Below are 25505 nucleotides of genomic sequence, written 5' to 3' on the forward strand. Positions count from 1 at the left end.
CAGGCCCTCCAGGGCCGCCGTCAGCGGGCTCACCGGCGGCCGCCCGCCCAGCCCGGGACGGTGAACCGCACGGTCCGTTCGGCGGGGGAGCCGATCCCGGGCTCCTCGGCCGCCCGGTACCGGACGTCGACCACCATCAGGTCGCGGACGTAGTCGACCTCGGTGACGTCCACGCGCTGGACGCGGCCGCGCAGCCGGGCCTCCAGGTCCTGGCGGAGCGCCACCGGGTCCTCGTGGACGACGTCGAGCGTGAGGATCCGCCGCCGGTGGCGGGAGAGCAGGCGCGGATGGTCGGCCACGTACATCACCGCGAGCAGCAGCGCGTTGAGCCCCACCAGGACCCAGGGCACCGACACCGCCACGGCGTTGACCAGGCCGAGCGCGATGGCGGTGAAGTAGTAGCCGATCTCGCCCTGGCTGATCAGGTCGGACCGCAGCCGCAGGATCGACAGGACACCGAAGAGCCCGAAGCCGACCGCCATCCCGACCTCCTGGTTCGTCAGCATGGCCACCACACCGAAGATCCCGGTGTTGAGGGCCACGTAGGCGAGCAGGAGGTCGCGCCGACCGTGGCGGCGGAAGTAGAGGGCGTAGGACAACAGCGTGATCGCGGTCAGGTCGACCGCCAGTGCGAACCAGATCATGGTGACCATCGTGGTGACCGGCGGTGAGGAGGCCATGAGCCCGACATGAGGAGAACCTCATCTTCGGGTCACCCGTCGAGCCGGTACCCCATGCCCCGCACCGTCGTGATGCGCTCCTGGCCGACCTTGCGCCGCAGCGTGCGGACGAAGACGTCCACCACGTTCGATCCGGGGTCGTGGTCGTAACCCCACACGTGCGAGAGCATCTGCTGCCGGGTGAGCACCTGGCCCGGGTGCCGCATCAGCAGCTCCAGCAGCGCGAACTCGCGGGCCGTCAGGTCCGTCGCGGTCCCGCCCACGGTCACCCGGCGGGTGCGCAGGTCCAGGGAGAGGCCGCCCGCCTCCAGCACGGTCAGGGCGCCGGGCCGCTCGGTCCGCATCCGCAGCCGCACGCGGGCCAGCAGCTCCTCGAAGCGGAACGGCTTGGTGACGTAGTCGTCGGCGCCGATCTCCAGGCCGGTGACCGTGTCGCGCACGCCGTCGCGTGCGGTGAGGATGACCACCGGGATGTCGACCCCCAGCGCGCGCACGCGCCGCAGGACGTCGAAGCCGTCGGTGTCGGGCAGTCCCAGGTCCAGGAGCATGAGGTCGAACCCGCCGGTGACCGCGTAGTCGACGGCCTCCCCGCCGGTACCGACGACCGTCGCGGTGAAGCCGCTGGCGGTCAGCCCCTTGCGGACGAACGAGGCGATCCGCTCCTCGTCCTCGACGATCAGGACACGGCTCACGCGAGCTCCTTCCGGAGGGGGATGACGAGGGTGAACGTGGAGCCGGCGCCGGGCGCCGAACGCAGGTCCACGCGTCCGTGGTGGGCCTCGGCGATGGCGCGGACGATCGCCAGGCCCAGCCCGGCGCCGCGGTCCCCGCGGGCGGAGCCGCCGCCCCGGGAGAAGCGCTCGAAGATCCGTCCGTGCTCCTCGGCGGGGATCCCGGGCCCCTGGTCGCCGACCCAGAACAGGACGTGGTCGGGGCCGGCCGAGGAGCCGAACCGCACGATCGACCCCGGTTCGGTGTGGCGCACCGCGTTGGCGGCGAGCTGGACCACGGCCTGCGTGACCCGCTGGGCGTCCAGGGCCGCGTCGACCTCCGCCACCGCCTCCAACCGCCAGTCGCGGTCGCCGAGCCTGCGCACGTGGGCGTCGATGTCGCTGGTCAGCTCCGCGAGGGAGACGGGAACGGCCCGGACGAAGTCGGGCTGCTGGGCCTTGGCGAGCAGCAGCAGGTCCTCCACGATGCGGCCCATGCGGTCGAGTTCGTCGGTGACCAGGCGGACCACCTCGCGGCGCTCCTCGGGGTCGTCGCCCATCAGCTCCAGGTGGCCGCGCACGATGGTGATGGGTGTGCGCAGCTCGTGCCCGGCGTCGTCGACGAACCTGCGCTGCTCGGTGAACGCGCCCTCCAGGCGGTCCAGCATGCTGTTGAACTGCTCGGCGAGCGCGGCGATGTCGTCGCGTCCGGACACGTCGATCCGCCGGGTGAGGTCCTCCTCGGTGATGTGCGCCGCGGCCTGGCGGACCAGGCGCACGGGGGCCAGGACGCGGCCCGCCACCCACCACGCCGCGGTGGCCGCGGCGAGCAGCCCGACCGTGCTGACCAGGGCGACCGTGCCCGTGGTGGAGGCCACGACCTCGCGGTCCTCCTCGGTGAAGTACCCGATGACGAACCAGCCGTCGGTGCCCTCGCCCGGGAGCACGACGTGGATGCGCTGCCACTCCACCGCTCCCGCGGGCGTCTGCGACCGGCCGCGGGCGTCGGGGGCGCTGAGGATCTCGGTCACCATGGCCGGGTCGGCGGACAGGTCGAAGGGCGGTTCCTGGCCCTGGCGGATGCGGCCGTCCTCGGCGCCGGTGGGCGACCCGCCCGCTCCCGGGCCGGTGCCGGGCGGGTCGCCCACCCAGCCGAAGAGGATCTCGGAGTCGTCGGGGTACTGGTGTGCCAGATAGGTGTTGAGCAGGGAGGGGACGTCGGTGAAGGGCGCGCCCGACTCGGGGTCGGTGCCCGCCTGGGCGAACTCCTGGAACTCGCCGATCTCCTGGGACAGGGCACGGTCGACCCGCTCCCCGACCTTGGTCTCGACCGCGCGCCAGGTGACGACGGTGACCAGGGCCAGGACCGCGGCCATGAGCAGCACGACCCAGGCCGTGATGAGCAGGCGGGCCGGGATCCGGCGCCGCTGCGGCGGTTCGGGCATCGGGCCGCGCAGGACCATGGTCGGGAAGAGGGCGGTGTCGCCCGTCCCGGTCTCGGGCGGTGACTCAGTCGTCATCGTCGTCCGCTCCGCAGTCGTCGTCATCGTCATCGTCGTCGCCGCAGGCGGGGACGGGCGGGCCGGTCGTGGCCGGGTCGGTCGGGCTCCCGGTCCCGGCCGACGGGTCGGCGCCCTCCGGCGGCTCCGTCGCGCCGGTGACCGGCGGCGGGGCGGGCACGACGCCCCCGCCCGGTCCGGAGGAAGGCGACCGGGGGTCGCCCGGGCCGGACGTGTCCGTCCCGGGCGACTCACCGACCACGACCTCCTCCGGATGGCCGGACACCGGCTCCGACGGGGTCAGCCACCACGCCAGGGCCGCGACGGCCAGGAGGGCCGCCACGGCCGCCGCGAGCAGCGGCAGTAAGGGTGATCTCATACTCGTCGAGCCTGGCGCACACGGTCGGCGCGCACATGAAACGGGGATGAGGCTTCCTTCATCTTCGCAGCTCGCGGGCGGCAGGGTCGGGCCGCGGACCTGGCCCTCAAGTCGACGGCGGCGTCGCGGACGCGTGCGGCCGGCCGCGTCGTCGGTGGTGCAGGCCCAGGGCGGCGTCCACGGCGAGGAAGCACAGCAGCGACACCCCCAGGACCGGCAACAGGACTCCGACGCCCACCGCGCACGCGGCGACCAGGGCCACGCACCACCAGGGCAGGTCGTGCCCGGCGCCGCGCGGGACGGGGCGGCCCCACGCGAACGCGCCGCCCCGGGTCGGTCGGCGCTGCCACCACATCCGGTAGCCCCAGAAGACCATGGCCGCGACGGACAGCGCCAGTGCGGTCAGCAGCAGCTGGTTGGGCAGGCCGAAGAGCAGACCCATGTGGAAGCCGATGCCCCAGTTGCTCAGCTTGGCCATGAGCGGGAAGTCGTCGAACCGCAGCTCCTCCACGACCGTGCCGTCGGCGGGGTCCACCGCCACCTGGTCCTGCTGGACCGGCCAGCCGCGCACGGTCTGGGCCACCGTGTACGGGGCGCCGTCCTCCTGGGGGACGCCGATCTCCACCGGGCCGTCGAGTCCGGCCGAGCGGGCGGCGGCCAGCGCGGCGTCGAGGTCGGTGGCGGGGGCGCCGTGGCCGGCGTGGTCGCCGTGCCCGGAGTGGCCGTGGTGGTCGATGACGGCCGCCGTGGACAGGGCGGGGGTCTGCCAGTCGAGGGCCGCCCGGATCTGCGTGATGTTGCCGCCCGCGTACTGCGACCAGGTCAGCCCGGTCGCGGTGATGAGCGCCAGTCCGGCGAGCGCCCAGACACCGACGGAGCCGTGCCAGGACATCGTGCGCGCCCGCCCGGTGGCGGAGGCGTCGGGCAGCAGGGTCCGGCGCAGTCGGTGCTCGCGCCGCCGCCGGGCCGTCCACAGGATCACGCCGCCCAGGGCGACCACCCACAGCCAGCTCGCGGCGAGCTCGCTGTACAGGCGGCCCGCGTCGCCCAGGTGGAGGCTGCGGTGGAGCTCGGCCAGCCATGACCGCACCGGGAGCGAACTGCTGCTCCCGTAGCTGGTGAGGTCGCCCAGGACCGCGCCGTCGTGGGGGTCGACGAACACCGCGAGCAGGTGTCCGTCGGGAAGGCCGTCGGCGCTCATGAGTACGCGGGTGCTCTCGTCGGGGGCCTCGGCAGGGCGCACGGCGCTCAGCCGCGCGTCGGGATGGGCCTCGGCCGCCGCGGCGGCCTGCCGTTCCAGGGAGACGGCGCCGTCCCCGGGCTCGACGCGCAGCTGTTCGGCGTAGAGGGCCTGCTCCAGCTGAGGTGTGTAGATGTACACCAGCCCGGTCAGGGCCGCGACGACGACGAACGGGGCGACGAGGATCCCCGCGTAGAAGTGCAGGCGCAGGAGCAGGTGGCGCAGCGCGGACCAGGTGGGGCGCGCTCCGGTCCGGGGCGCCGCGGCCCCGGGGGCCGGCGCGTCCGTGCGGTCCTCGGCGGAGGGCGGTTCGGGATGTTCGGGGGTGTGTGTGCTCACAGGTGCGTTCTTCCTGGACAGGACGCCGAGCGGCGCACGGGCCGTCGGCACGGGTAGGGGCGCGTCGGCGGGTGCGCCGACGCGGGGCCGGGCGCGAGGCCCGGCCGGGAGGTGTCTCAGAACAGGAAGGACGCGGGTGGACCGCGCAGGACGCGCACGTGGCGCAGGAAGGCCGCCGCGCCGACCCGGCGGGAGGCCCGTGCGCTCGACGGCACGAGGGGCCGCGGCCGGGACGGCGGGGTCGGGGACGGCACCGTGAGCAGCCGTCGGAACAGGCCGCGGAGCAGCCCCACGAGGTCGAACGCGCTGCGCTCGCCCTGGCGCAGCCACCACGCGCAGGCCAGCCCGGCCGACGCGTGGGCCAGGAGCATGCCCGGGCCGAGGCCGGACCCGGCGAGGCCGCCGACCGCGCCCGCGGCCTGGTGCCCGGCGGTGTGCGGGTCCGCCGCGGAGGTCGCCGCGGTCCCCGGCCCCGTGACGGAGAACAGGACGTGCAGCGCCAGCTGGCACCACAGCATGAGCCCGGTGACGGCCCTCAGGCCCCGCTCGCGTTGGGCGAGCCCGTGGGCGGCGGCCAGCACGAGGGCGAAGCCCGCCACCAGGCCGGCCGGGGCCACGGCGTGACCGGAGGAGAGCGCGTGGCCCGCCGCGGATACGCCGACGCATGCCCCGGCGAACACCGAGGCGCGCGGCAGGCGGAGCGGGGCGGGCGCGGACACTCCGTCAGTGTGCCCCACTCCGGCGGGCGTGCCCACCCCCTGTGGGCGACGCGGGAGCGCACGCCCCTCGGGGCCCGACCGCGTCCCGGCATCGCCTCGGACCGGTCCATGACGACGAAACACAACGCAACGAAACCGGGAAGCCAGGGGAGAGGGCGCAACGCGGAGAAACGTTACGGCGCCGGTTCGGGATGCCGGGACTTATCGGCGGCACCGTTCTGCGGGACCGTCAGCAGGCGGATGCCGTACGCGGCGAGCACCGCGCACACCGCGGCGACCGCGCCGCCCCACCAGTCGCCCGCGTAGGCCTCGTCCATGAAGGCCACGCCCACGATCGCGGCGGCGACCGGGTTGGCGATGGTCGTGATGCCGAGCGGGGCACCGATGTCCATGCCCTGGTAGGCCGCCTGGGCGAGCAGCAGCCCGAAGACCGCGATCACCGCCGTCGCGGCCACGGACGAGTGCAGCAGGCCGACGGCCCCGGTCTCTCCGATGACCGAGACCGCGGTCTTCACCGTCGCCGAGGAGACACCGAAGGCCACCCCGGCGGCTCCGGCGAGCAGGTAGCTGCGCCAGGCCGCCGTGCGCCTCCGGTCGGCCGCCCACGCCGTCAGCGCCAGCAGCGCCACCGTGCCCAGGCCCACCGCGATCGAGCCGGTGTCGTCGAGCACGCCGCCCCGGTCGCCGGTGACGGTCACCGCGAGCAGCGCGCCCAGCGCCACCACCGTGAAGGCGGCGCCGCGCCACTCCTCGCGGCTGACCCGGCGCCCGCCCAGCCGGGCCGACCAGGGGATGCCGAACACCAGGACCAGGACGCCCAACGGCTGCACCACGGTCAGGGGAGCCAAACTCACGGCCGCCACCTGGAAGCCCGCCCGCCCCCCGTTGAACACCAGGGACACCCACCACAGGGGATGGCGCACCAGAGTCGTCAGCTCGCCGCGGCGCGTCAGCGGCGCCCGCACGCGGACGGCGAGTCTGCGCTGCGCGACCGCGGCGGCCGTGTAGGCCGTGCAGCTGAGCAGACCGAACAAGATGCCCCACCAGATCCCCATGACCACCATCATGCCGGTCGGGTCTTCGCGGTCCGCGTACGGTGGCGCGTTCTCACGCCGCACGGTCCGTTGCCGTCGCCCGACGGTCGGGGACCAGCGCCAGGAGCCGGGCGCCGAGCGCCTCCAGCGGTCCCCGTTCGAACCGGGAGAGCCACGCGAGCGAGGCGAGCACGAGGAACAGGCCGATGCCCGCCCACGCCCCGAAGATCCACGTCGTGCCGTCGACGCGGGCGGCGAGACCGAGCCCCCAGCCGTAGAAGAGCCACGAGGCGATCACGTTCTGCAGGACGTAGCAGGTCAGGGCGGTACGGCCGACGGCCCGCAGCCCGAGCGTCACGGGCCCCCTCCGACGCGCGTGGTCCAGCAGCCACCCGACCAGGCCCACGTAGCCGAGCATGAGCACCATCGGGAACACGTAGCGCGACGCCGAATCGAGCACGACCAGCGAGGCGCCGAGGAGGTTGAGCGGCAGGCCGAGCCCGAAGCCCCAGGCGAGCATCCGCCCCCGGATCCGCCGCCCCGTCCCGTTGTCGTCGAACGCGCCCGCCCTGTACAGCCGCACCCCCAGCAGGAACAGGAACACCGTCATGGGGAACGTGACGGCGATCTCGGCGCGCGTGCCGAGGAAGTGCTCCGCCCGGTAGGCGACCTGCGCCAGGTAGGCGCCCTCCAGGAAGAGGGCGTCGTAAACGTCGTCGCTGCCCTGCCCGGCCGCGGACGCGCCCCGGCCCTTCACCGACGTCGTCGAGTCGTCCGGGAGCGGGATCCGGGGGATGGAGGAGCGCGTGGGGGCTCGGGGCGGGCGGTTGGCGGCCGGGTGCCGGCCGAGCCGCGGATGGCGGGTCGAGGCGGCCTGGCCCCTGAACGGAGACGGTGATGATCAGACTTCTCGTGGCCGATGACCAGCCCGCCGCCAGGGAGGGGTTGCGGCTGCTCTTCGGGTCGGTGGCGGACATCGAGGTGGTCGGGGTCGCCGCCGACGGCCGTGAACTCGTCGCGATGGCGCGGCGGCTCGTCCCGGACGTGGTGTTCACCGACATCCGCATGCCGGGGACGGACGGCGTGGCCGCGCTCCGCGCGCTCTCCCGGTTCGACCGGCCGCCCCCGACCGTCATGCTGACCACCTTCGACACCGACGAGTACCTGTTCGACTCGCTCCAGGCCGGGGCGGTGGGCTTCCTGCTCAAGGAGAGCGATCCCGCGCTGTACGTGGAGGCGGTCCGCGCCGCCCACGGCGGGCAGGGCGTGATCGACCCCCGGGTCACTCCGCGCCTGGTGCGCCGGTTCGCGGCCACCTCCCCGCGCACCCCGCCGACGAGGAGCGCCGACCTCACTGAGCGCGAGCGGGAGGTGCTGCGGCTCGTCGCGACCGGTCGCAGCAACGCCCGGATCGCGCGGGACCTGGGCATCGCCCCGGGGACGGCGAAGATCCACGTCACCCGGATCCTGACCAAACTGGGCCTGGGCAGCAGGGTGCAGGCCGCGGTGTACGCCTACCGCTACGGCTTGGCGACCTGGTCGGACACCGAGGAGGGCTGACCGGCCGCCCGCCGGGCGAACCGGCGGTCGGCGGACGGGGTGTACGAGAGCACCAGGGCCGCGATCACCGAGGCGATGTGCCCGACCCGGACCGCCAGGTACAGGAGTCCGTGTTCGTAGCCCATCGCTTCCAGGACCCCGGCACCGTCCGGCAGCGCCAGCGCGATCGGCACGACCAGCGAGCCGAGCCCGATCACGCCGAGCCCCACGGTCAGGACCACCCGGGCCCACCGGCGGCCGCCCGCGAACCACACGACCATCAGGGCCGCGGCCGTGTAGACGGCCAGGCGCACCGCCAGGGCCGCCCAGGGGACCGCGTCTCCCGCGGACACCATCTCCGCGACCGCCAGCGTCGTCTCGACGACGCCGCACGCCACCGCCGTCGCCCACAACGTCGTCGCCCATGTCATCGTCCGTGCCGCCGGAGCGGACATCGTTCTCGTCATGGCCATGAGTATTCTCCGCGCGGGAGACGGCCGTCAGAGTGGACGATCCCGTTCACGGAGTGGTGCGCGTACCACCCGGCACTGGCGACGAACCCCGGTACAGGGCGGCGACCACGCTCTCGATGTCCGGCTCGCGCAGGGTCAGGTCGGCGACCTCGTGCAGCCGGGTGACCTCGGCGATGACGCGCGCGGGGTTGTCGGACAGCTCCAGCCACTGCCGGGGGCCGTCCGCGCGGACGCACCGGGCGCCCTCGACCGCGAGCGGCGCGGCGGGCTCGGCCAGGTCCACGACCAGGACACGCGGCGAGGGCACGCTCGCGCGCAGCCCGGCGAGGCCCCCGTCGTAGGCCAGCCGCCCCTGGTCGATCACCACGACGCGTTCGCACAGGCGCTCCACGTCGCCCAGGTCGTGCGTGGTCAGCAGGATCGTCGTGCCCTCCTCGGCGTTGAGCCGCAGCAGGAACTCGCGGATGGTCGACTTGCTCACCACGTCGAGACCGATCGTCGGCTCGTCCAGGACCAGCAGGCGGGGCCCGTGCAGCAGGGCGGCCGTCAGGTCGCCGCGCATGCGCTGGCCCAGGCTGAGCTGGCGCACCGGGGTGGCCAGGAACGGGCCGAGCTCCAGCAGTTCGGTGAGCTCCGCGAGCCGCCGCGCGTGGTCGGCGGCCGGGACCCGGTACATGTGCCGGGTGAGCTCGAAGCTGTCGCGCAGCGGCAGGTCCCACCACAGGGTGGAGCGCTGACCGAACACGACCCCGATCCGCGCGGCGAGGCGGGTGCGCCGGCGGGACGGCTCCAGGCCGGTGACCCGGACCCGGCCGTGGGTCGGGCTGAGGATGCCGGTGAGCATCTTCATCGTCGAGCTCTTCCCGGCCCCGTTGGGCCCGAGGTAGCCGACGATCTCGCCGGGGAAGACGGTCAGGTCGACGTCGCGCACCGCGCTGACGGTGCGCCGCCGGCGGCGCAGGAGGGGCCCCTCGGTGACGGTGAAATCCCGGCCCAGACCGACGGCTTCGATGATCGGCTCGGTGGCGGTCCGGGCGGGGGCGGCGGTGGTCTTCGGCGGCATCGGTCAGCTCCCGGTGGATCGGTAGTGGCGCAGCCCGAACCGCCAGGTGGCGGCGGCCAGGGCGCACAGCGAGACGGCCACGAGCGGGGTGGCCAGGCGCAGGGCGTCGGGCAGGCCCGTGGGGTCGGGGCGGTCGAGCAGGTACAGGGCGGGCTGCCAGCTGACGAAGGCCAGCGGCACGGCGAACGTGGCGGCGCGTACGACCCCGCGCGAGTAGACCGCCAGCGGGTACTCCACCAGCGCCTGCCCGCCGTAGGTCACCGAGTTGGCGGCCTCGCGGGCGTCGGGGAGGAAGAACTGCAGGCACGCGCCGATCACCCAGATCGCGCAGGCGATGGCGGTCCCCGACACCAGGAGTACCGGCAGCGCCAGCACCCGGCCGAGGGTCCAGTCGATGTCGGCGGCGGCCAGGGCGTAGACGGTGACGCCGGCGGCGGGCAGGATGCGGCCGAGGCGGCGCGGGGCGAAGCGGTCGGTGGCCATCTGCACCAGCGGCGAGACCGGCCGTGCCAGCATCGCGTCGAGGGAGCCCGTCCGGATGTGCTGTCCCAGGCTCTCGACCGATCCCATGAGCAGGTTGGCGCAGCCGAACGCCGTGGTGGCCAGCCCGGAGATGAGCAGGCCCTCGTGCACGTCGAATCCGGCCAGCCGCCCGGCGTGCGTGTACACCACGAGCACGGCTCCGATCTCCGCGATCGCGCCGAGGGACGTCGCCAGGCTCATCAGGACGAGCGAGGTCGGGTACTGCGCCATGGCCCGGCACCACGTCCAGGCCAGACGCAGGTAGGTGCGCACGGGCGTGCCCCACGGGTCCCGGTCGGGGCGGCGCCCGCGTACGCGTTCGACGAGGTCAACCACCCTGGACCACCACCTTGCCGGTCGCTCGGGAGGTGGCCCACGCGGCGAACGCGAACAGGGCCAGTGCCCACCCGGCCTGGATCGCGAGGCCGCTCAGGACCGTGCCGCCGGGGAGGGTGTCCTTGCCGAGGAAGACCTCCGCGGGCAGCTGCACGATGGACGCCCACGGCAGGAGCCGCAGCACGTCGCCCACCCCCGCGGGGAACAGGGGCAGCGGGAGCAGCATGCCCGCGGCGATCGGGCCCAGGAACCCGGCCACCGCCTGGATGCCGCGGGTGTCCATCAGCCAGAAGCCGGCCAGTTCGTAGAGGTAGCGCAGCGCGAAGGAGACGAGCGTGGCGAGTGCGATCGACACGGCCACCGCGGCCCAGCGCCAGGGGTCGGTCGGGATCAGCAGATCGAACAGGAACGCGCCGACGACGAACGTGGGCACGCCCCGGAACACCAGGTTGAAGGCGGCGCGGCCGAGGTCGTCGGCCAGCCACCACCCCAGGAGCGAGACCGGCCGCAGCAGGTCGGTGGCCACGGCGCCGCTGCGCACGCGTTCGCCGAGCTCCAGGGGCGGGCCCATGATCGCCACCACCGCGATGAGCCCCTGGGCGAGGAAGACCTGGGTGACCGCGTCGTCGACGTCGTAGCCGTTGATCTCGGGACGGGCGGTGAAGAGGGCGATCAGCACCATCGCGTTGATGACGCCGAAGACGCTGTTGGTGAACAGTCCGGCGGCCACGGCCGCACGGTAGGTGGAATAGCGGCGCAGCCCTCGGGCGGCCACCGCGCAGTAGACACGCACGAGCGCGTACTCCCTGGCAGATCGAGACCGTGCAGAAGATGAACGACCGGTCTCGGCGCAGGGGCGGGGGACCTGGGGACAGGACCGCCCCCGGTGGAGACACGGGGGTCCGGCACGTCCCTGATGCAGACACAGGTCCGGGTCGCCGCGAGGAAGTGACGCTAGCACACCCGGGGACCGGTCCAGGCCCGGTCGCCGGGAGGGCGATAACGTTCCCGGACGACCGCTCCGGCCGCCATCCGGCCGGGGAACACGCAGGTGGACGAGAGGGGACCGCGGTGGTGCGGGAGACGACGGGGACGGCCGGGCGGGGCGTCGTGGTGGTGACGGGCGCCGGGTCGGGCCTGGGCCGGGCCACCGCCGTGCGGCTGCTCGACGACGGGTACGCGGTGGTGCTGGCGGGCCGGCGGCGCGCGGCCCTGGAGGAGACCGCCGACGGCCGTGCGCGCGCGGTGGTCGTCGAGGCCGACGTGACCCGCGCCGACTCCGTGCGGGCGCTGTTCGCGCTGGTCCGGGAGCGGTTCGGCCGGGTCGACGCACTGGTGAACAACGCCGGGGTGTTCGGTCCGAGCGCCGCCGTCGACGCGATCTCCGACCAGGACTGGCACGAGGTCCTGGCGACCAACGTCACCGGGTCGATGAACTGCGCGCGCGAGGCGGCTCGATTGATGAAGGAGCAGGACCCGAAGGGCGGCCGCATCATCAACAACGGGTCGGTGTCGGCCCACGTGCCGCGCCCGTCCAGTGTCGCCTACACCGTGAGCAAGCACGCCGTCTCCGGGCTGACGGCGTCGATGAACCTCGACCTGCGCGGCCACGGGATCGCGTGCACGCAGATCGACGTGGGCAACGCGTCGACGGCGATGGTGTCGGGGTTCGGGGCCGGCGCCGTCCAGCCGGACGGCTCGGTGCGCGCCGAACCCGTGATCGACCCGGTGCACGTGGCCTCGACCATCGCGCACATCGTGTCGCTGCCGACGGACGTCTCCGTGCCGACGGTGACGGTGATGGCGCGGGAGATGCCCTACGCGGGACGGGGTTAGCCCGAGGGCGGGGCGGGGTCAGCCCGAGGGCGGGGCGGACCGGGGTGGGACGGGGCCGGGACGGGGCCGCGCGGGCGGATTGGCCGTTCGGATGGCCGATCGGACGATTCGCCGGGGCGGCGGTCCGCACCAGAGTGGGTGCGGACCGACCCGAACCGCACCGAGAGGACACCGACGATGAACGCCCCGACCGGCCCGTCGCGAACGGACCGCCGACTCGCCCCCGACCTGGCCAGGGGAGCGATGCTGCTGCTCATCGCCATGGCCTACGCGAGTGTGTACGCCGGGGGAGGGTTCGGCACGGACGTGACGGCGGAGGCGCTCCCGGACCGGGTCGCGGCCTTCGTGAGCACCCTCGTCCTGGACAACCGGGCCTTCCCGATGTTCGCCATCCTGTTCGGGTACGGGATGGCCTGGATGGTCGCCCGCCGGTCGGCGCGCGGCACCGCCGACACCGAGGTCCGGCGGCTGCTCCGGCGCCGCGGCCTCTTCCTGCTGCTGTTCGGCTTCGTGCACGCCGTGCTGGTCTTCCCCGGCGAGATCCTCGCCTCCTACGGGTTCGCGGCGCTGGTCACCGGCTGGCTGCTGCTGCGTCCGAACCGGGTGGTCGTGCGCGCGGCGGTGGTGCTCGCCGTGTTCTACGCCCTGGTGGTCCCGGCCGCGATGATCATGATGTCCGCCGGCGGCGGCGGTGGCGGGGAGTGGGGGCTCCCCGGGTACCTGACCGCCGCGGACTGGGTCGCGAGGCTGGCCTCGGCGCCGTTCTCACCGCTGTTCATCGCGGTGGCCTACCCGCTGCTGCTCCTGGTGGTCCTCGGGTACCTGGCGGGCCGGGCCGGACTGCTGGACGACCCGGTCGCGCACCGCGCGCTGCTGACCCGGATCGCCGTGGGCGGCGTGACGGTCTCGCTCGCCGGAGCGCTGCCCTCCGCGCTGGTCGCCGTGGGCGCGCTGGACGCGGACGGTCTCACGGCCGGCCTGTTCATGGGCCTGCAGGTGCTGACCGGCGTGTGCGGCGGAGCCGGGTACGCGGCCCTGTTCACGCTGTGGAGCATCCGGCTGGACCGCACGGGCGGCACGCTGACCCGCGCGGTCGCGGCGATGGGCCGGCGCTCCCTGACCTTCTACCTCCTGAACTCCGTCCTCGTGGCCCTCGTCCTCCACTCCGATCTGGTGGGGATGGGGACACGGGTGGGCGGCGCGGGCGCGCTCGTCGTGGCGGCGCTCGTCTGGTGTGTGAGCCTGGTGCTCGCGGCGTCGCTGGAGCGGGCGGGGCGCCCGGGACCCATGGACGCGCTCATGCGGCGCCTCGTGCACGGAGGCGACCCCGGGCGACGAGAGTCACGGTCGGCGGCCTGAGGAAGGGGGCGCCGCCGTGGTCGGCCGACGGCGGCGGCTCCGCTCCGTGACCAGCGTCACGCTCTGTTGTTACCGGCCCGTCACAGAGTGAAGGCCCCCCGCAACGTCGGCTTGGCACCGTCGTGGGCATGGACGCTTCCGAAGGCAGTCACGGAACCGACGACCGCACCCGCCACGGCTTCCTCGGCCGCGAGGCGATGGACCTGGGAATCCTCCTCCTCGCGGCCGGGGCGGCGCACGTCGTGGTGCTCTCCCTCGGGCACAGCGACGGCGGGGTCCGCGTACTGATCACCGTGGGCGTGCTCCTGCTCGCGGTGTCCGGCCTGCACCGGTGGCACCGCCAGCGGACGGCGCACGCCCGGCGCCGGCGGCTCCGGCGCGGTGGGGCGGCCGCGGCCGACGGTCGGACCGGGGCGGGCTCGCCCGCCGGGACCGACCGGTCCACGGGCCCCGTCGGCCTCCTCCCGGCGCCCGGCCACGCCGACGACCGGTTGTGGAGCGTTCGGGTGACCCTCGCCGACGTCCCCGGCGGTCTGGCCGCGCTCACCTCACGGTTCGCCGCGCTCGGCGTCGACATCCGGCTCATGCAGGTCCACCCGGGCGGGCCCGAGGCCATAGACGAGTTCTTCGTCAACGCCCCCGCCCGGGTGGGGGAGGGCCACCTGTACGACGCGGTCCAGGGGGCGGGCGTGCGCGACGCGATCGTGCGCCCGGCCGACGTCCACGAGCTCAGCGACACCACCAGCCGCACGCTCGCCCTGGTCAGCTCCCTGATCACCGGCGCCACGACCCTGGAGCGGTCGCTGACGGCGCTGTCGGCGGCACGGGAGGTCGTTCGCCTCGCGCGTCCGCCGGAGGGCATGGGGCGCGAGGACCTGTCCGGCACCACCATGACGCTCCCGGCGCCCGACGGCGGGGTCCTCGTCGTGCGACGCGAAGGCGAGGTCGCGGTCCCCTTCACCGCGCTGGAGTTCGCCCGCTGCCGCGCCCTGGTCCACGTGGCCGCGTCCCTGCACGCGGACGCGCGACGCTCCTGAACGGCACACCCCTTCACCTGGCGGCTGAGCGGGCGTCACCCGGTGTTCGTGACCTCCTGGTTGGCTTCGGCGCGGGCGTGAACACGCCTTTTCCCCCGAAACCACCAGGAAGCACCCATGCGCAAGACCATGGCGGTCACGGCCGCCGTCGCCGTCACCCTGACCGGGGCCGCGTCGATCGCCCACGCCGACCCCGGGAACGGGAACGGACAGGGGCGTGGTTCCGGGCCCGTCGGCATCGAACTGTCCGTGCTCGGCACCCACCACTCCGACGTCTTCGACGCCTCCGCGGCGGAGATCGTCGCGCACGACCCGGCCCATCAGCGCCTGTTCGTGGTCAGCGCCGCGTCGGCCACCGTGGAGGTCCTGGACGTCTCCGACCCCGGTTCGCCGGTCAAGCTCTTCGACCTGGTGACCGCCGGTGCGACGGCGGCCGACGGCTCGACGGTCGGAGAGGGCGCCGTCGCCAACTCCGTGGCGGTCCACGACGGCCTCGTGGCGGTCGCGGTGGAGGCCGCCGACAAGACCGAGCCCGGCTGGGTGGTGTTCTTCGACGTCGAGGGCACGGTGCTCAACGCGCTGCGGGTCGGCGCCCTGCCGGACATGGCGGCCTTCGGACCCGACGGCTCCACCCTGCTGGTGGCCAACGAGGGCGAGCCGGACGACGACTACACCGTCGACCCGGAAGGCTCGGTGAGCGTCGTCCGCCTGTCCGGCGACCCGCGGGGCCTGACCCAGGACGACGTCTCCACGGCCGACTTCCGGGCCTGGGACGAGGGCCGTGAGCTCCACCCCGACGTGCGGGTCCACGGGCCCGACCTGTCCACCGGCGAGCCCGGCACCCCGGGGCGCGTGGCGCGCAACCTCGAACCGGAGTACATCTCCACCGTGGACGGCGACACCGCCTACGTCGTGCTCCAGGAGGCCAACGCCTTCGCGGTCCTGGACGTGGACGCGGCCGCGTTCACCGACGTCGTGCCGTTCGGGACCAAGGACCACCTGGAGCCCGGCAACGGGTTCGACGCCTCCAACCGGGACGGCGGGATCCGCGTCGAGAACTGGCCGGTCCAGGGCATGTACCAGCCCGACGGCTTCGGCACCCTCTCCTGGCGCGGGAGCACCCTGCTGGTCACGGCCAACGAGGGCGACTCGCGCGACTGGGACGGGTACTCCGAGGAGTCCCGGGTGGCCGGCCTGACCGAGGACACCCCCCTGTGCGAGGACTCCCCGCGTATCGCGGGCTTCCTGGAGGACAACGACCTGGGGATCGGCACGGTCGAGGAGCTGACGGACAACGCCAGCCTGGGCCGGCTGACCGTGTCCGCCGAGGACGGCCTGCGCGCGGACGGCAGCTGCTACGAGGACCTGTACGCCTTCGGCGGTCGCTCGTTCTCGATCTGGACGGCCGACGGCGAGCAGCTCTTCGACTCGGGATCGGACTTCGAGCGGATCGTCGCCGAGCACGAGCCGGAGTTCTTCAACTCCGACAACGACGAGAACTCCTTCGACTCCCGCAGCGACGACAAGGGCCCCGAGCCCGAGGCCGTCGTGGTGGGCAAGGTCTCCGGCCGCACCTACGCCTTCGTCGGTCTGGAGCGCGTGGGCGGGGTGATGGTCTACGACATCACCGACCCCCGGGCCGCGTCGTTCGTGCAGTACCTCAACAACCGCGACTTCGCCGCCGAGCCCGGCACGCGCGAGGTGGGCGACCTCGGCCCGGAGGGGATGACCTTCATCGAGGCGGGGGACTCCCCGATCCCGGGCGTCCCGGTCCTCGCGGTCGCCCACGAGGTGAGCGGGACGACGACCCTGTTCCGCGTCGACCGCGTGGTGCCCGGCCGCGGCTGACGGCCGCCGCCCGACCGCCGCCCTCGGCGCGGGGCCCGACGGCCGCCGACGCCCCACCCTTCGTCCACAGAGGCGGACGAAGGGTGGGGAACACCGTGCGGGTGGGTAAAGGAGACGTATGGTAACCCCCTTGTCACTCCCCCCACGGTTCCGGGCGCGCGTCCCCACCCGCGCCGCGATCACGGCCGCGGTGATGGCGTGCGCGCTGGTCGCGGCGCTCACCGCCACGGCCCGGCCCGCCGCCGCGGTCGGCTCCACCGAGCTGCGCCAGGGCTCCGCCGGACCGGCGGTGACCGTCGTCCAGGAGCGTCTGGACGAACTCGGCTACTGGATCGACGGCGCGGACGGCGAGTTCGGCTTCAACACGGCCCAGGCGGTCACGGCGCTGCAGAAGGCGGCCGGGATCGACCGCGACGGCATCGTCGGCCCCGAGACCCGGGCGGCGCTCGACGAGGGCGTGCGGCCCTCCGCCACCTCCTCGTCGGGCGAGGTCCTGGAGATCGACCTGGAGCGCCAGCTCCTGCTGGTGGTCTCCGGCGGTGAGGTCGAGCGCGTGCTCAACACCTCCACCGGGTCGGGGCGCCCCTACGAGGGCTCCGACGGCACCGAGCGGATCGCGACCACGCCGACCGGCACCTACACGGTGTTCCGCGAGGTCGACGCCTGGGACCCGGGCCCCTACGGCGCCCTGTACAGACCCAAGTACTTCAACGGCGGCATCGCCGTCCACGGCTACCCCAGCGTGCCCCCGCAGCCCGCCTCGCACGGGTGCGCCCGGGTGAGCATGGCCGCGATGGACTGGCTCTGGGAGAGCGGGAGGATGGAGGTGTACGACACCGTCGTCGTCCGCTGACCGGGGCCCGGTGCCGCCGGATCACTCGGCGGCACCGCTCGCCTCCCGCCGCGCGGTGCGTTCGGCCTCGTCCGCGCGCTCCGACGTCGTGCGCAGGTGCCGCAGGGCCAGCAGCGTGGCGACCGCGAAGACCGCCGCGGCGAACAGCAGGGGCAGGCGCAGGTCGATCCTGCCCAGAGCACCGCCGACCAGGGCGCCGACGGGGATCAGCCCGACACCGAGCATGCGGCGGGCACCCATCACCCGGCCCAGGAGCCGCTCCGGGACGATCTGCTGGAGCACGCCGGAGGACAGGGTGGCCGCCAGGGTGCTCGCGGCGGCCACGAGCGCCCACGCGAGCGCGGCCACCACCGGGCCGGGCGCCAGGGCGAACACCGCGCACAGCCCCGCCTGGCCCAGGAAGCCGCCGACGATGCCGCGGAACCGGCCCAGGCGCGCCCCGACCCGGCTCGCCAGGACGGCTCCGCCGATCGCCCCGACGGCCGCCACGGCGAGGAAGACGCCGTAGAGGGCCTCCGGCACGCCGAAGTGCGTCCGGACCAGGAGGACGAACACGGCGAGCTGGGCGCCGGCCGCGAGGTTCACCGCCGAGGAGAAGAGCACGAGGCCGCGCAGGGGCGGGTCGCGGAAGATGAACCGCAGTCCCTCGCCGACGTCGCGGAGCACCGAGCGCACGGCTCCGGTCCGGGGCGCGGCGCCGGTCGTGTCACCGGACGCGCCGCCCGTGCCGCCGGCCGCACCGCCGCCCGTGCCGTCGGCCGCACCGTCCACGCCGTTGCCTCCGGGGCGGCCCGGGGAGCGCCGCACGGTGGTCGGTCGCCGGACGGCCGCGGGGAGGCCGAGCAGCACCACCGCGCCCAGGACGTAGGCGCCCGCGTTCACCGCCAGGGGCAGCGCCGCGGCGACGACGAAGAGGAATCCCGCCGTCGGCGCCCCGACGAACTCCTCCATCACCTCGCGCCCGGCCACCAGCCGCCCGTTGGCCCGGTCCACCGAGCCCCGGGCGAGCGCGGGCAGGAGCGCCCGGCCCGCGAGGTCGTAGACGATCTCGCAGGTCATCACGGTGAACATCACCGCGCAGAGCAGCGCGACGCCGGCGTGCCCGGTGGCGGTGAGCACCGCCAGGACGACGATCGCGGCGGCGCGCAGCAGGTTCGCGCCGACCATGGCCCGGACGCGGTCGACCCGGTCCACGAGCGCGCCGGCGAACAGCCCGAAGAGCAGCCAGGGCAGGTAGCGGGCGGCGGTGAGGGCGGACACCGCCAACGGGTCCTGGGTGAGGGCGGCGGCGAGCAGTGGCAGGGCGGTGAGCATGACGCCGTCGGCGAGGTTGCTCGCCAGGGAGCCGGTCCAGAACCGGTGGAAGGAGCGGCCGAGCGGGGGCGCCTCGCCCTGGCCGTGCGGGGGAGTGGTCGGCATCGCGTCCTTGGGGAGGGGCGGGGGGTCGTGTTCCGCATTCTGGCACCGGAGACCCGTCGTGTCCGGCTCCATGGCGGCGGGTCCGCCCGCACCGGACGAGCTTGTTTCGGTCGGACCTCATCTCCTAATAAGGACTCACCGGAAAAGAACGCTCGATCCGCCGTCCCTCCTTTACCAGGCGTAACATCAGAGAATCTATGCGGCGTAATGGTGACGTATTAACGAGGCCCTGAGATCACCTTTGGTGCGTTTTCTCAGAGATAATCCCCAGCGTTCACGAAGATGTGCCCGCGTCACACCCTGGGGTGTCGCACGCCTCCACAGTGCCCAGACCACAGGCGCTTTCGTGTGTCGTCTTCTTCCGGTAGATTTCCCCGTAGCCGATCAGTCGGAGTTATCTCGGCAACACCCCTCCTCTGGCCGTCGGTGTTCTCCCGCACTCTTGTTCGCGTATGCGCCGTTCGCGCGTGCGCTGTGCCGAACGCACACCACCTGCTCGAATCCCCATCCTGCGGAGACTCATTGAGTACGACGGCCGTTCTCGAACCGACCGGTCCCAACGCCTCCCTGCGCTCCACCGGCTGGCTGGACCGCCTGCTCTCCACCCCGGTCGACACCACCGTCGAGCGGATCGGACTGTTGCGCGACCTGGCCGGATACGAGGAGCGCCCCGACCCCCGCGCGGCGCGCACCACCGCGGAGTTCCTGCTCACCATGCGCCGCTACCTGGTCTGGGCGGGGGACTGGTCCTACCTGGAGCTGGAGTACCTGTGCGGCGGCGCCGTCAAGGCGGCGACCTTCCGCGAGGTCCTCGAAGGCACGGAGCTGCCCAGGTACGTGTTCCTGATGGCCTTCGTCACCGCGTGCGCCGGCGAGGACTCGGGCGAGCGCGACCGGTGGGTCTCGGCCTGGCGCGAACTCCGCCGCCCAATCTAGAGTCGGGCGCATGCCCGACACGGACCGCGAGGGACCGCCCGGCCCGGAGGGGCTGAGGGCCCCGGAACCATCGGTGTTCGCCGCGGCCGCGTGGCCCGGTGAGTTCCGGCCCTACCAGGACGACGCGCTGAGCGAGGTCGCCTCCCGATGGGCGGACGGCCACCGGCGTACCTGGGTGGTGCTGCCGCCCGGGGCCGGAAAGACCCTCGTCGGCTTGGAGGCCGCCCGCCGCCTCGGCCGCCGCACCGTCGTGTTCGCCCCCAACATCGCGATCCAGGGGCAGTGGATCACCCACTGGGAGGCCTACGACCGGCCGGACGGAGGCACGGCCGGAACCGGGCGGGCCCTGGAAGACGACCTCAACGTGCTGACCTACCAGTCGCTCGCCGTCTTCGACCCCGAGGCCGAGACCGACGGGAGCGGGTCCGTCCGCGACCGCCTGCACCCCAACGGCCAGGCGCTGGTGAGGGCCCTGCACGACGCCGGCCCGCTCACCGTGGTGCTCGACGAGTGCCACCACCTCCTCCAGGTGTGGGGGCGCCTCCTCGCCGAGATCCTGGACGAACTCCCCGACGCCCATGTCATCGGTCTGACCGGAACACCCGCCGCGAGCCTGACCAGAACCGAGAAGAAACTGGTCGAGCGCCTCTTCGGAGAGCCGATCACCGGCGCGTCCGTCCCTGCGCTCGTCCGCGACGGCTACCTGGCCCCGTTCGCGGAACTGGCCTACGTCACCGTGCCCAACGCGCTGGAGCGCGAGTACCTCGCCGAGGAGGGGCTCCGGTTCACGGAGATGTGCGCCGAACTGCTCACCTCCGGATTCGCCGAGACCGACTTCCTCGCGTGGATCGACGTGCGGTTCGTCGACCGCTTCACCGCCGGCCAGGACGAGGCCGACTGGAACCGGTTGGCGAACGAACGACCCGAGGAGGCCGACGCGGTCCTGCGGCTCCACCACGCCGGGCTCTGCGCGCTCCCCAGGGGCGCCCGGCCCTCGGAACGGCACCGCCACCCGCCCGACGCCGACGACTGGGCGGCGCTCCTGAAGGACTACGAGCGGCACTGCCTGGACCCGGACAACGAGCGGAACACGGCCGCGCGGCAGAGCATCCGGGCCGCCCTGCCGACCGTCGGGTACCAGCTCACCCGGCGGGGCATCCGGGCGACCGCCTCGCCCGTCGACCGTGTCCTCGCCCGCAGCGCCGCCAAGTCCCAGGCGACCGTGGAGATCGTGGACACCGAGTCCGACGCGCTCGGCGACCGGTTGCGCGCCCTGGTCCTGTGCGACCAGGAGCGCGCCCGCACACCGCGCGCCCTGCGCGGCGTCCTGGCCGAGGACGCCGGGTCGGCCTGGCTCCAACTGGCCCTGCTCGTGGAGGATCCGCGCACCGCCTTCCTCAACCCCGTCATGATCACCGGGCGCACGGTGGCGACCAGCCCGTGGACCAGCGACGCCCTCGTCGGCTTCGTCCGAGCCGAGCGCCCCGACCTCGACCTGGACGTCCGGGAGGTGGACGGACTCCACGTCATCGAAGGGACGTGGCCGCCGCGCACCCGCATCGGGCTGGTGACCCGCTTCCTGGACTGGGCGGGCTGCCGGGTCCTGGTCGGGACCAGGGCGCTCCTCGGCGAGGGGTGGGACGCGCGGGGGATCAACGTGGTCGTGGACCTGACGACCTCGACCACGGCGACGGCGGTCCTGCAGGGCCGGGGCAGGGCCCTGCGACTGGACCCCTCCTGGCCGGAGAAGACCGCGCACACGTGGACGGTCGTGTGCGTGAGCCACGACCACCCCAAGGGCGACGCGGACTGGAACCGGTTCGTCCGCAAACACGAGGGCTACCTGGCGCTGGGCACCGACGGCGGTGTGGTGAGCGGGGTGGCGCACGTCGACGCCCGCCTCTCCCCGTACGAACCGCCGCCGGAAGGGGAGGCGGACGCGATCAACGCGCGCATGCTCATCCGGGCGGGGGCCCGCGAGGAGACGCGCGAGCAGTGGCGGCTGGGGGAGCCGTACGACGACACGCTGACCGCCGCGCTGCGGGTCTGGGAGAGGCAGGCGCCCTCCGGACACGGCGGGGTCCTCGCGCCCGGCGGGGCCTCCGCGCATGGTGGGGCTCGCACGCACGGTGGCGTCTCCGCGGGCGCTGAGGTCCCCGCGCTCGGCTCGCCGCCCGCCGTGCTTCCCGCCGCCGCGGGCGCGGTGCGCGGGGCGACGCCTCCCGGAGACTCGGAGACCACCCCGACGCACGCCACCGTGGTGGTCCGGTCGCTTTCGGTGGTCGTCGGCTTCGTGTTGGGGGTGTCCCTCGGCCCGTTGCAGGCCGGGGTGCTGATGGCTCTGCTCTGCCTGGCGGCCTCAGAGCTGGTGGCGGCCGGAGCCCGGCGCATGGCGCGGGTACGCCAAGCCCGGCACCTGCTGGAACAGGCCAGGGAACCCATCGGGATCGACAGGTTCGCGTGCGCCGTCGCCGACGCGCTCAGGTATGCCGGACACTCCGAGGTGGGGTCCGAGGGGGTTCGGGTCCATGTGGACACGGCGGGTGTGCACCAGTGCACTCTGACCGGCGCGGGGCCCGAGGCCGCCGAGAAGTTCGCCGTGGCCTTGGAGGAGGTGCTCAACCCGGTCGTGGCCAACGAGCGGTTCATGGCAGCCGGACTCAACCGCTGGTATCTGGCGATCCGTCACGAGCTGCCCGTTCCCGGCTCGGCGCGGGAGGAGCGCGAGTGGGCCCGTGCCCAGGCCCGGGGCGACGCCGCGCCGAACCGGAGGGTCTACCACGCGGTTCCCCACGTGTTCGAGCGCCGGTTGAAGGGGCCGCCCCAGGACTTCGAGAGGGCCTGGAACAGGTGGGTGAGCCCGGAACCCCTCCTCTACCTGCTCACGATCGAGGCCGGTGACGCTCTGACCGAGTACCAGGAGATGCCCGCCGAGGTGACCACAGGGTTCGGGCTCATCTGGAGTTGACGTCGGCGGGAGACCACGGAGAAGCCGCGCGCCTCACACCCGGGGGAAGAGGGCGTCGGTGAAGGCGTTGCGGAACTTTCCGTCCGGGTCGAGCTCCTGGGCCAGGCGGGCGAAGTCCGGGCCGCGCTCGTAGCCGCGGATCACGTCCGCGGGGGCCAGCGCGGTCAGCTTGCCCCAGTGCGGCCGCGCCCCCAGGGGGACGAGCAGGTCCTCCACGGCGGAGAGGACGGGCAGCACGGTCGCCGGGTCCTTGCGCCAGGTGAAGTGGAAGGCGACGGTGTCCCGGCCGTACGCGGGGCTCAGCCACAGGTCGTCGGCGCGGATCGTGCGCACCTCCGAGATGTGCAGCGCCGGGGCGATCAGGTGCCCGATGCCCCGCAGCGCGGCGAAGGCGGCCGGGGCGGCCTCCCGCGGTAGGTAGAGCTCGGACTGCAGTTCGTCGCCCGCGCTCGGGGGGAGTTCGGGCCGGAAGTGCGGCAGGCGCTCGAACCAGGAGCCGACGGTGCCCATCTGCTCGGTGCTGGGCTCGGGCGGCATGCCCGGGACGGGGTGCATCGGCCCGGACGCGGCCCGCCCGCCGAGCCAGCCGCCCTCCGGCCGGTCGGTGCGGTTCTTGAGCCACACGTCGCCCTCACCGGCGTGCCAGTCCGTGAAGAGGCTGACGCTGGTGGCGGCGCCGAACACGTCGTCCAGCCGGTCGGCCACCTCGTCCAGTGGCACCCCGACCCGCACCCACTGGGTCATCTCGTAGGCGGGCTCGATCTCCAGCGTGAGCCGGGTGACCACGCCGAGCGCGCCGAGGGCGACCACGGCTCCGGGGAAGACGTCCGGATGGGTGTCGCGGCCCAGCCACCGGGCTTCGCCGTCCGGGCCGACGAGTTCCAGGGCGCGTACGGCGGCGGACAGGCAGCGCTGCCCGTCACCGGACCCGTGGGTGCCGGTCGCGCAGGAGCCCGCGACGGAGATGTGCGGCAGCGAGGCCAGGTTGGCCAGCGCGTAGCCCTCGCGGTGCAGGGCGACGGCCAGGTCGGCGTAGCGCAGGCCGCCGGAGACGGTGACGGTGGAGGCGGCCGGGTCGACCTCCGTCACCACGGGCAGGCCGTCCATCCGGACCAGGTCGTGGTCGGAGTCGGCGACGAGGTTGAAGGAGTGGCCGCTGCCGAGGGCGCGGATGCGGGCGGCGTCCCGGACGAGTCGGCGCAGCTCGTCGACGGTGGTGGGACGGTGCACCCGCGGACTGGCGAAGGTGACGTTCCCGGCCCAGTTGCGGAGCGGTGCGTGCGGCGTGGGCATGAGCCCTCCGAAGGAGAGAGGTGTCGTGTCCCGGTTCCCGAGGCGCCGCCGCGGGGGGACGGCCTTCGGGAGGATAGCCGTCGGACGTGACCGGGGCGACACCCGGGGTCCCGCTAGTGTGAGCGCTCACATACTCGGGCGCGCGACATCGCGCACGCCCTCGCCGTCACTCGGCGAACTCCAGGCAGAACGGGTGGCCCGCCGGGTCGGCGTACACACGGAAGAGGTTGTCCGGGTCGTCCTCGACCCGTTCCAGCAGGGTGGCGCCGAGCTCCAGGACGCGGGCCTCGGCGCTGTCGATGTCGTCCACCCACACGTCGAAGTGCATCTGCTGGGGCCGTTCCGGGTCGGGCCAGGCGGGCGGACGGTGGTCCGGGACCGACTGGAAGGCGACCCGGGGCAGGTCGTCGCCGGCGATCACCACCCAGCCGCCCGAGCGCTCGATGATGGGCAGGCCCAGGAGTTCGGAGTAGAACCCGGCGAGAGCCTCTGGGTCCGGGCAGTCGATGGCGACAGCGCGCAGGTATCCGATCATGGGGGCAGGATGCCACGGTCGGGCCGGCCCGGGAAGGAACCACGGCCTGGGGCGTGTCCCTCTGCGGGCTTTCGGGCCGCGGGCCCGGAACGCCGCAGAAAACAGGGCCTAGCGGCGGATCGTGCCGATCGGGGTCATGGGGGCCGTCATCAGCCCGTACAGGGCATCGATCAGACCGGTCGCCGTGTCGTCCCACGTCGGCCACCGGGTGGGCTCGCCCTCGGCGAGTTCGCGCTCGCGGACGGCGCAGACGTTGAGGACCAGGTGCCGGAACATCTCGCGGCGCTCCTCGCCGACCTCCCGCGTCAGGTGCGGAGTGCTCGCCTGGAGTCCGTGCAGGGCGCGGCGCAGCGACGACGAGGACAGCGACTCCTCCGCCATCAGCCGGTGGTACCCGGGATCGGCCATGGCCTGCACGCTGAAGCGCGCGAACCAGGTGGGCCGGCCGAGGTCGGCCAGGTGGTCGGTCACCGGGCGGACCATGCAGGCCAGCCAGGCCCGGGTGTCGTCGGTCTCGCCCACCTCGGCGACCATGCGCGCGCGGGTCCGCTCGATGGGCCCGTTGTGCCTGTGGGCGATGGCCCGGACGAGGTCGGTCTTGGTGCCGAAGTGGTACCCGACGGCGGCGTTGTTGCCCTGTCCGGCGGCCTCGCTCACCCGGCGGTTGGAGACGGCGAAGAGCCCCTCTTCGGCGAAGAGGCGTTCGGCGGCGTTGAGGATGGCCTCGCGCGTGGCGCTGGCGCGATCGCTCCGGGAGACGGCGGCGGGCACGGTCATCATCCTATCCACGCGTGTTCCGGGCCGCCGGTCGGCGGCGTGGCCCATGGCGTTCCTCACCCTCGGCGGGCGTCGCTTCGGTCCGGCCATGAGTCTAAAGTAAGTCAAGCG

Annotated in this window: 24 protein-coding genes; 8 read left to right on the forward strand and 16 right to left on the reverse strand. The window is 73.8% G+C overall.

Annotated elements, in window-relative coordinates:
* Positions 1–29: 29 nt before the first annotated feature.
* The 8 genes from DFP74_RS11765 to DFP74_RS11800 form a co-directional block, all read right to left on the reverse strand.
* A complete protein-coding gene (locus tag DFP74_RS11765) occupies positions 30–644 on the reverse strand; it encodes a DUF4956 domain-containing protein (protein WP_121188189.1) in 615 nt (204 codons plus the stop codon).
* A 68-nt stretch (positions 645–712) separates the two neighbouring features.
* A complete protein-coding gene (locus DFP74_RS11770) occupies positions 713–1372 on the reverse strand; it encodes a response regulator transcription factor (protein ID WP_121181733.1) in 660 nt (219 codons plus the stop codon).
* Positions 1369–2910: a cell wall metabolism sensor histidine kinase WalK gene (locus tag DFP74_RS11775; protein ID WP_233570923.1), complete on the reverse strand. Its 1542-nt coding sequence runs from the start codon at positions 2908–2910 to the stop codon at positions 1369–1371. The genes DFP74_RS11770 and DFP74_RS11775 overlap by 4 nt, the downstream gene beginning before the upstream one ends.
* Entirely contained in the window at positions 2900–3268 is a 369-nt protein-coding gene (locus tag DFP74_RS11780; RefSeq protein WP_121181735.1) for a hypothetical protein, read from the reverse strand. The genes DFP74_RS11775 and DFP74_RS11780 overlap by 11 nt, the downstream gene beginning before the upstream one ends.
* Before the next feature lie 106 nt (positions 3269–3374).
* A complete protein-coding gene (locus tag DFP74_RS11785; RefSeq protein ID WP_121181736.1) occupies positions 3375–4847 on the reverse strand; it encodes a PepSY domain-containing protein in 1473 nt (490 codons plus the stop codon).
* A 116-nt stretch (positions 4848–4963) separates the two neighbouring features.
* Positions 4964–5566 (reverse strand): hypothetical protein, encoded by a 603-nt coding sequence (locus tag DFP74_RS11790; protein WP_121181737.1) that lies wholly within the window; start codon positions 5564–5566, stop codon positions 4964–4966.
* Between the two features lie 173 nt (positions 5567–5739).
* Positions 5740–6621 carry a DMT family transporter gene (locus DFP74_RS11795; RefSeq protein ID WP_233570924.1) on the reverse strand — a complete coding sequence of 294 codons (882 nt, stop codon included), beginning with the start codon at positions 6619–6621 and terminating at the stop codon, positions 5740–5742.
* Positions 6622–6673: 52 nt separating this feature from the next.
* A complete protein-coding gene (locus DFP74_RS11800) occupies positions 6674–7357 on the reverse strand; it encodes a DUF418 domain-containing protein (protein ID WP_233570925.1) in 684 nt (227 codons plus the stop codon).
* 140 nt (positions 7358–7497) lie between these two features.
* Here DFP74_RS11800 and DFP74_RS11805 point away from each other — a divergent pair, with 140 nt between their 5' ends.
* A complete protein-coding gene (locus DFP74_RS11805) occupies positions 7498–8160 on the forward strand; it encodes a response regulator transcription factor (protein WP_121181739.1) in 663 nt (220 codons plus the stop codon).
* Here DFP74_RS11805 and DFP74_RS11810 read toward each other — a convergent pair.
* From DFP74_RS11810 to DFP74_RS11825, 4 genes are read right to left on the reverse strand one after another with little or no spacing between them, the layout of a single operon-like run.
* Positions 8121–8606: a hypothetical protein gene (locus DFP74_RS11810; RefSeq protein ID WP_147453858.1), complete on the reverse strand. Its 486-nt coding sequence runs from the start codon at positions 8604–8606 to the stop codon at positions 8121–8123. The genes DFP74_RS11805 and DFP74_RS11810 overlap by 40 nt on opposite strands.
* Before the next feature lie 52 nt (positions 8607–8658).
* Positions 8659–9675, reverse strand: a complete 1017-nt coding sequence (locus DFP74_RS11815; protein WP_121181741.1) for an ATP-binding cassette domain-containing protein — start codon at positions 9673–9675, stop codon at positions 8659–8661.
* Positions 9676–9678: 3 nt separating this feature from the next.
* Positions 9679–10533, reverse strand: a complete 855-nt coding sequence (locus DFP74_RS11820; RefSeq protein WP_370013367.1) for an ABC transporter permease — start codon at positions 10531–10533, stop codon at positions 9679–9681.
* The gene (locus DFP74_RS11825) at positions 10526–11326 is read right to left on the reverse strand and encodes an ABC-2 family transporter protein (RefSeq protein ID WP_121181742.1); all 801 of its coding nucleotides are present in this window, start codon (positions 11324–11326) and stop codon (positions 10526–10528) included. The genes DFP74_RS11820 and DFP74_RS11825 overlap by 8 nt, the downstream gene beginning before the upstream one ends.
* 281 nt (positions 11327–11607) lie before the next feature.
* Here DFP74_RS11825 and DFP74_RS11830 point away from each other — a divergent pair, with 281 nt between their 5' ends.
* The 5 genes from DFP74_RS11830 (at position 11608) to DFP74_RS11850 (ending at position 17466) form a co-directional block, all read left to right on the forward strand.
* Positions 11608–12369, forward strand: a complete 762-nt coding sequence (locus DFP74_RS11830) for an SDR family oxidoreductase (RefSeq protein ID WP_233570926.1) — start codon at positions 11608–11610, stop codon at positions 12367–12369.
* Positions 12370–12546: 177 nt separating this feature from the next.
* The gene (locus DFP74_RS11835; RefSeq protein ID WP_233570927.1) at positions 12547–13728 is read left to right on the forward strand and encodes a DUF418 domain-containing protein; all 1182 of its coding nucleotides are present in this window, start codon (positions 12547–12549) and stop codon (positions 13726–13728) included.
* 128 nt (positions 13729–13856) lie between these two features.
* Positions 13857–14765, forward strand: a complete 909-nt coding sequence (locus DFP74_RS11840) for an ACT domain-containing protein (RefSeq protein WP_121188193.1) — start codon at positions 13857–13859, stop codon at positions 14763–14765.
* Positions 14766–14882: 117 nt separating this feature from the next.
* Entirely contained in the window at positions 14883–16613 is a 1731-nt protein-coding gene (locus DFP74_RS11845; protein ID WP_121181744.1) for a choice-of-anchor I family protein, read from the forward strand.
* Positions 16614–16731: 118 nt separating this feature from the next.
* The gene (locus tag DFP74_RS11850) at positions 16732–17466 is read left to right on the forward strand and encodes a L,D-transpeptidase family protein (RefSeq protein ID WP_121181745.1); all 735 of its coding nucleotides are present in this window, start codon (positions 16732–16734) and stop codon (positions 17464–17466) included.
* A 21-nt stretch (positions 17467–17487) separates the two neighbouring features.
* Here the strand turns inward: DFP74_RS11850 and DFP74_RS11855 are convergent, their stop codons facing one another.
* The gene (locus tag DFP74_RS11855; RefSeq protein WP_121181746.1) at positions 17488–18885 is read right to left on the reverse strand and encodes an MFS transporter; all 1398 of its coding nucleotides are present in this window, start codon (positions 18883–18885) and stop codon (positions 17488–17490) included.
* A gap of 522 nt (positions 18886–19407) precedes the next feature.
* Here DFP74_RS11855 and DFP74_RS11860 point away from each other — a divergent pair.
* Both DFP74_RS11860 and DFP74_RS11865 read left to right on the forward strand, forming a co-directional pair.
* Entirely contained in the window at positions 19408–19821 is a 414-nt protein-coding gene (locus tag DFP74_RS11860; RefSeq protein WP_121181747.1) for a hypothetical protein, read from the forward strand.
* A 10-nt stretch (positions 19822–19831) separates the two neighbouring features.
* Complete coding sequence (locus tag DFP74_RS11865) at positions 19832–22789, forward strand: DEAD/DEAH box helicase family protein (RefSeq protein ID WP_121181748.1); 2958 nt, start codon at positions 19832–19834, stop codon at positions 22787–22789.
* A 33-nt stretch (positions 22790–22822) separates the two neighbouring features.
* Here DFP74_RS11865 and DFP74_RS11870 read toward each other — a convergent pair whose 3' ends face one another.
* The 3 genes from DFP74_RS11870 to DFP74_RS11880 form a co-directional block, all read right to left on the reverse strand.
* Positions 22823–24082, reverse strand: a complete 1260-nt coding sequence (locus DFP74_RS11870) for an FAD-binding protein (RefSeq protein WP_121181749.1) — start codon at positions 24080–24082, stop codon at positions 22823–22825.
* Positions 24083–24248: 166 nt separating this feature from the next.
* Positions 24249–24617 carry a VOC family protein gene (locus tag DFP74_RS11875; protein ID WP_121181750.1) on the reverse strand — a complete coding sequence of 123 codons (369 nt, stop codon included), beginning with the start codon at positions 24615–24617 and terminating at the stop codon, positions 24249–24251.
* A 108-nt stretch (positions 24618–24725) separates the two neighbouring features.
* On the reverse strand, positions 24726–25394 hold the full coding sequence (locus DFP74_RS11880; protein WP_121181751.1) for a TetR family transcriptional regulator: 669 nt from the start codon (positions 25392–25394) through the stop codon (positions 24726–24728).
* Positions 25395–25505 lie beyond the last annotated feature (111 nt).

It is taken from the genome of Nocardiopsis sp. Huas11, assembly GCF_003634495.1.
Lineage (GTDB): Bacteria > Actinomycetota > Actinomycetes > Streptosporangiales > Streptosporangiaceae > Nocardiopsis.

Coding starts and splice junctions, on each gene's coding strand:
- DFP74_RS11765 (WP_121188189.1), bottom strand. CDS start 644: ATGATCTGGTTCGCACTGGCGGTCGACCTGACCGCGATCACGCTGTTG.
- DFP74_RS11775 (WP_233570923.1), bottom strand. CDS start 2,910: ATGACGACTGAGTCACCGCCCGAGACCGGGACGGGCGACACCGCCCTC.
- DFP74_RS11780 (WP_121181735.1), bottom strand. CDS start 3,268: ATGAGATCACCCTTACTGCCGCTGCTCGCGGCGGCCGTGGCGGCCCTC.
- DFP74_RS11795 (WP_233570924.1), bottom strand. CDS start 6,621: ATGGGGATCTGGTGGGGCATCTTGTTCGGTCTGCTCAGCTGCACGGCC.
- DFP74_RS11805 (WP_121181739.1), top strand. CDS start 7,498: ATGATCAGACTTCTCGTGGCCGATGACCAGCCCGCCGCCAGGGAGGGG.
- DFP74_RS11810 (WP_147453858.1), bottom strand. CDS start 8,606: ATGACGAGAACGATGTCCGCTCCGGCGGCACGGACGATGACATGGGCG.
- DFP74_RS11815 (WP_121181741.1), bottom strand. CDS start 9,675: ATGCCGCCGAAGACCACCGCCGCCCCCGCCCGGACCGCCACCGAGCCG.
- DFP74_RS11835 (WP_233570927.1), top strand. CDS start 12,547: ATGAACGCCCCGACCGGCCCGTCGCGAACGGACCGCCGACTCGCCCCC.
- DFP74_RS11840 (WP_121188193.1), top strand. CDS start 13,857: ATGGACGCTTCCGAAGGCAGTCACGGAACCGACGACCGCACCCGCCAC.
- DFP74_RS11845 (WP_121181744.1), top strand. CDS start 14,883: ATGCGCAAGACCATGGCGGTCACGGCCGCCGTCGCCGTCACCCTGACC.
- DFP74_RS11850 (WP_121181745.1), top strand. CDS start 16,732: ATGGTAACCCCCTTGTCACTCCCCCCACGGTTCCGGGCGCGCGTCCCC.
- DFP74_RS11855 (WP_121181746.1), bottom strand. CDS start 18,885: ATGCCGACCACTCCCCCGCACGGCCAGGGCGAGGCGCCCCCGCTCGGC.
- DFP74_RS11865 (WP_121181748.1), top strand. CDS start 19,832: ATGCCCGACACGGACCGCGAGGGACCGCCCGGCCCGGAGGGGCTGAGG.
- DFP74_RS11870 (WP_121181749.1), bottom strand. CDS start 24,082: ATGCCCACGCCGCACGCACCGCTCCGCAACTGGGCCGGGAACGTCACC.
- DFP74_RS11875 (WP_121181750.1), bottom strand. CDS start 24,617: ATGATCGGATACCTGCGCGCTGTCGCCATCGACTGCCCGGACCCAGAG.
- DFP74_RS11880 (WP_121181751.1), bottom strand. CDS start 25,394: ATGACCGTGCCCGCCGCCGTCTCCCGGAGCGATCGCGCCAGCGCCACG.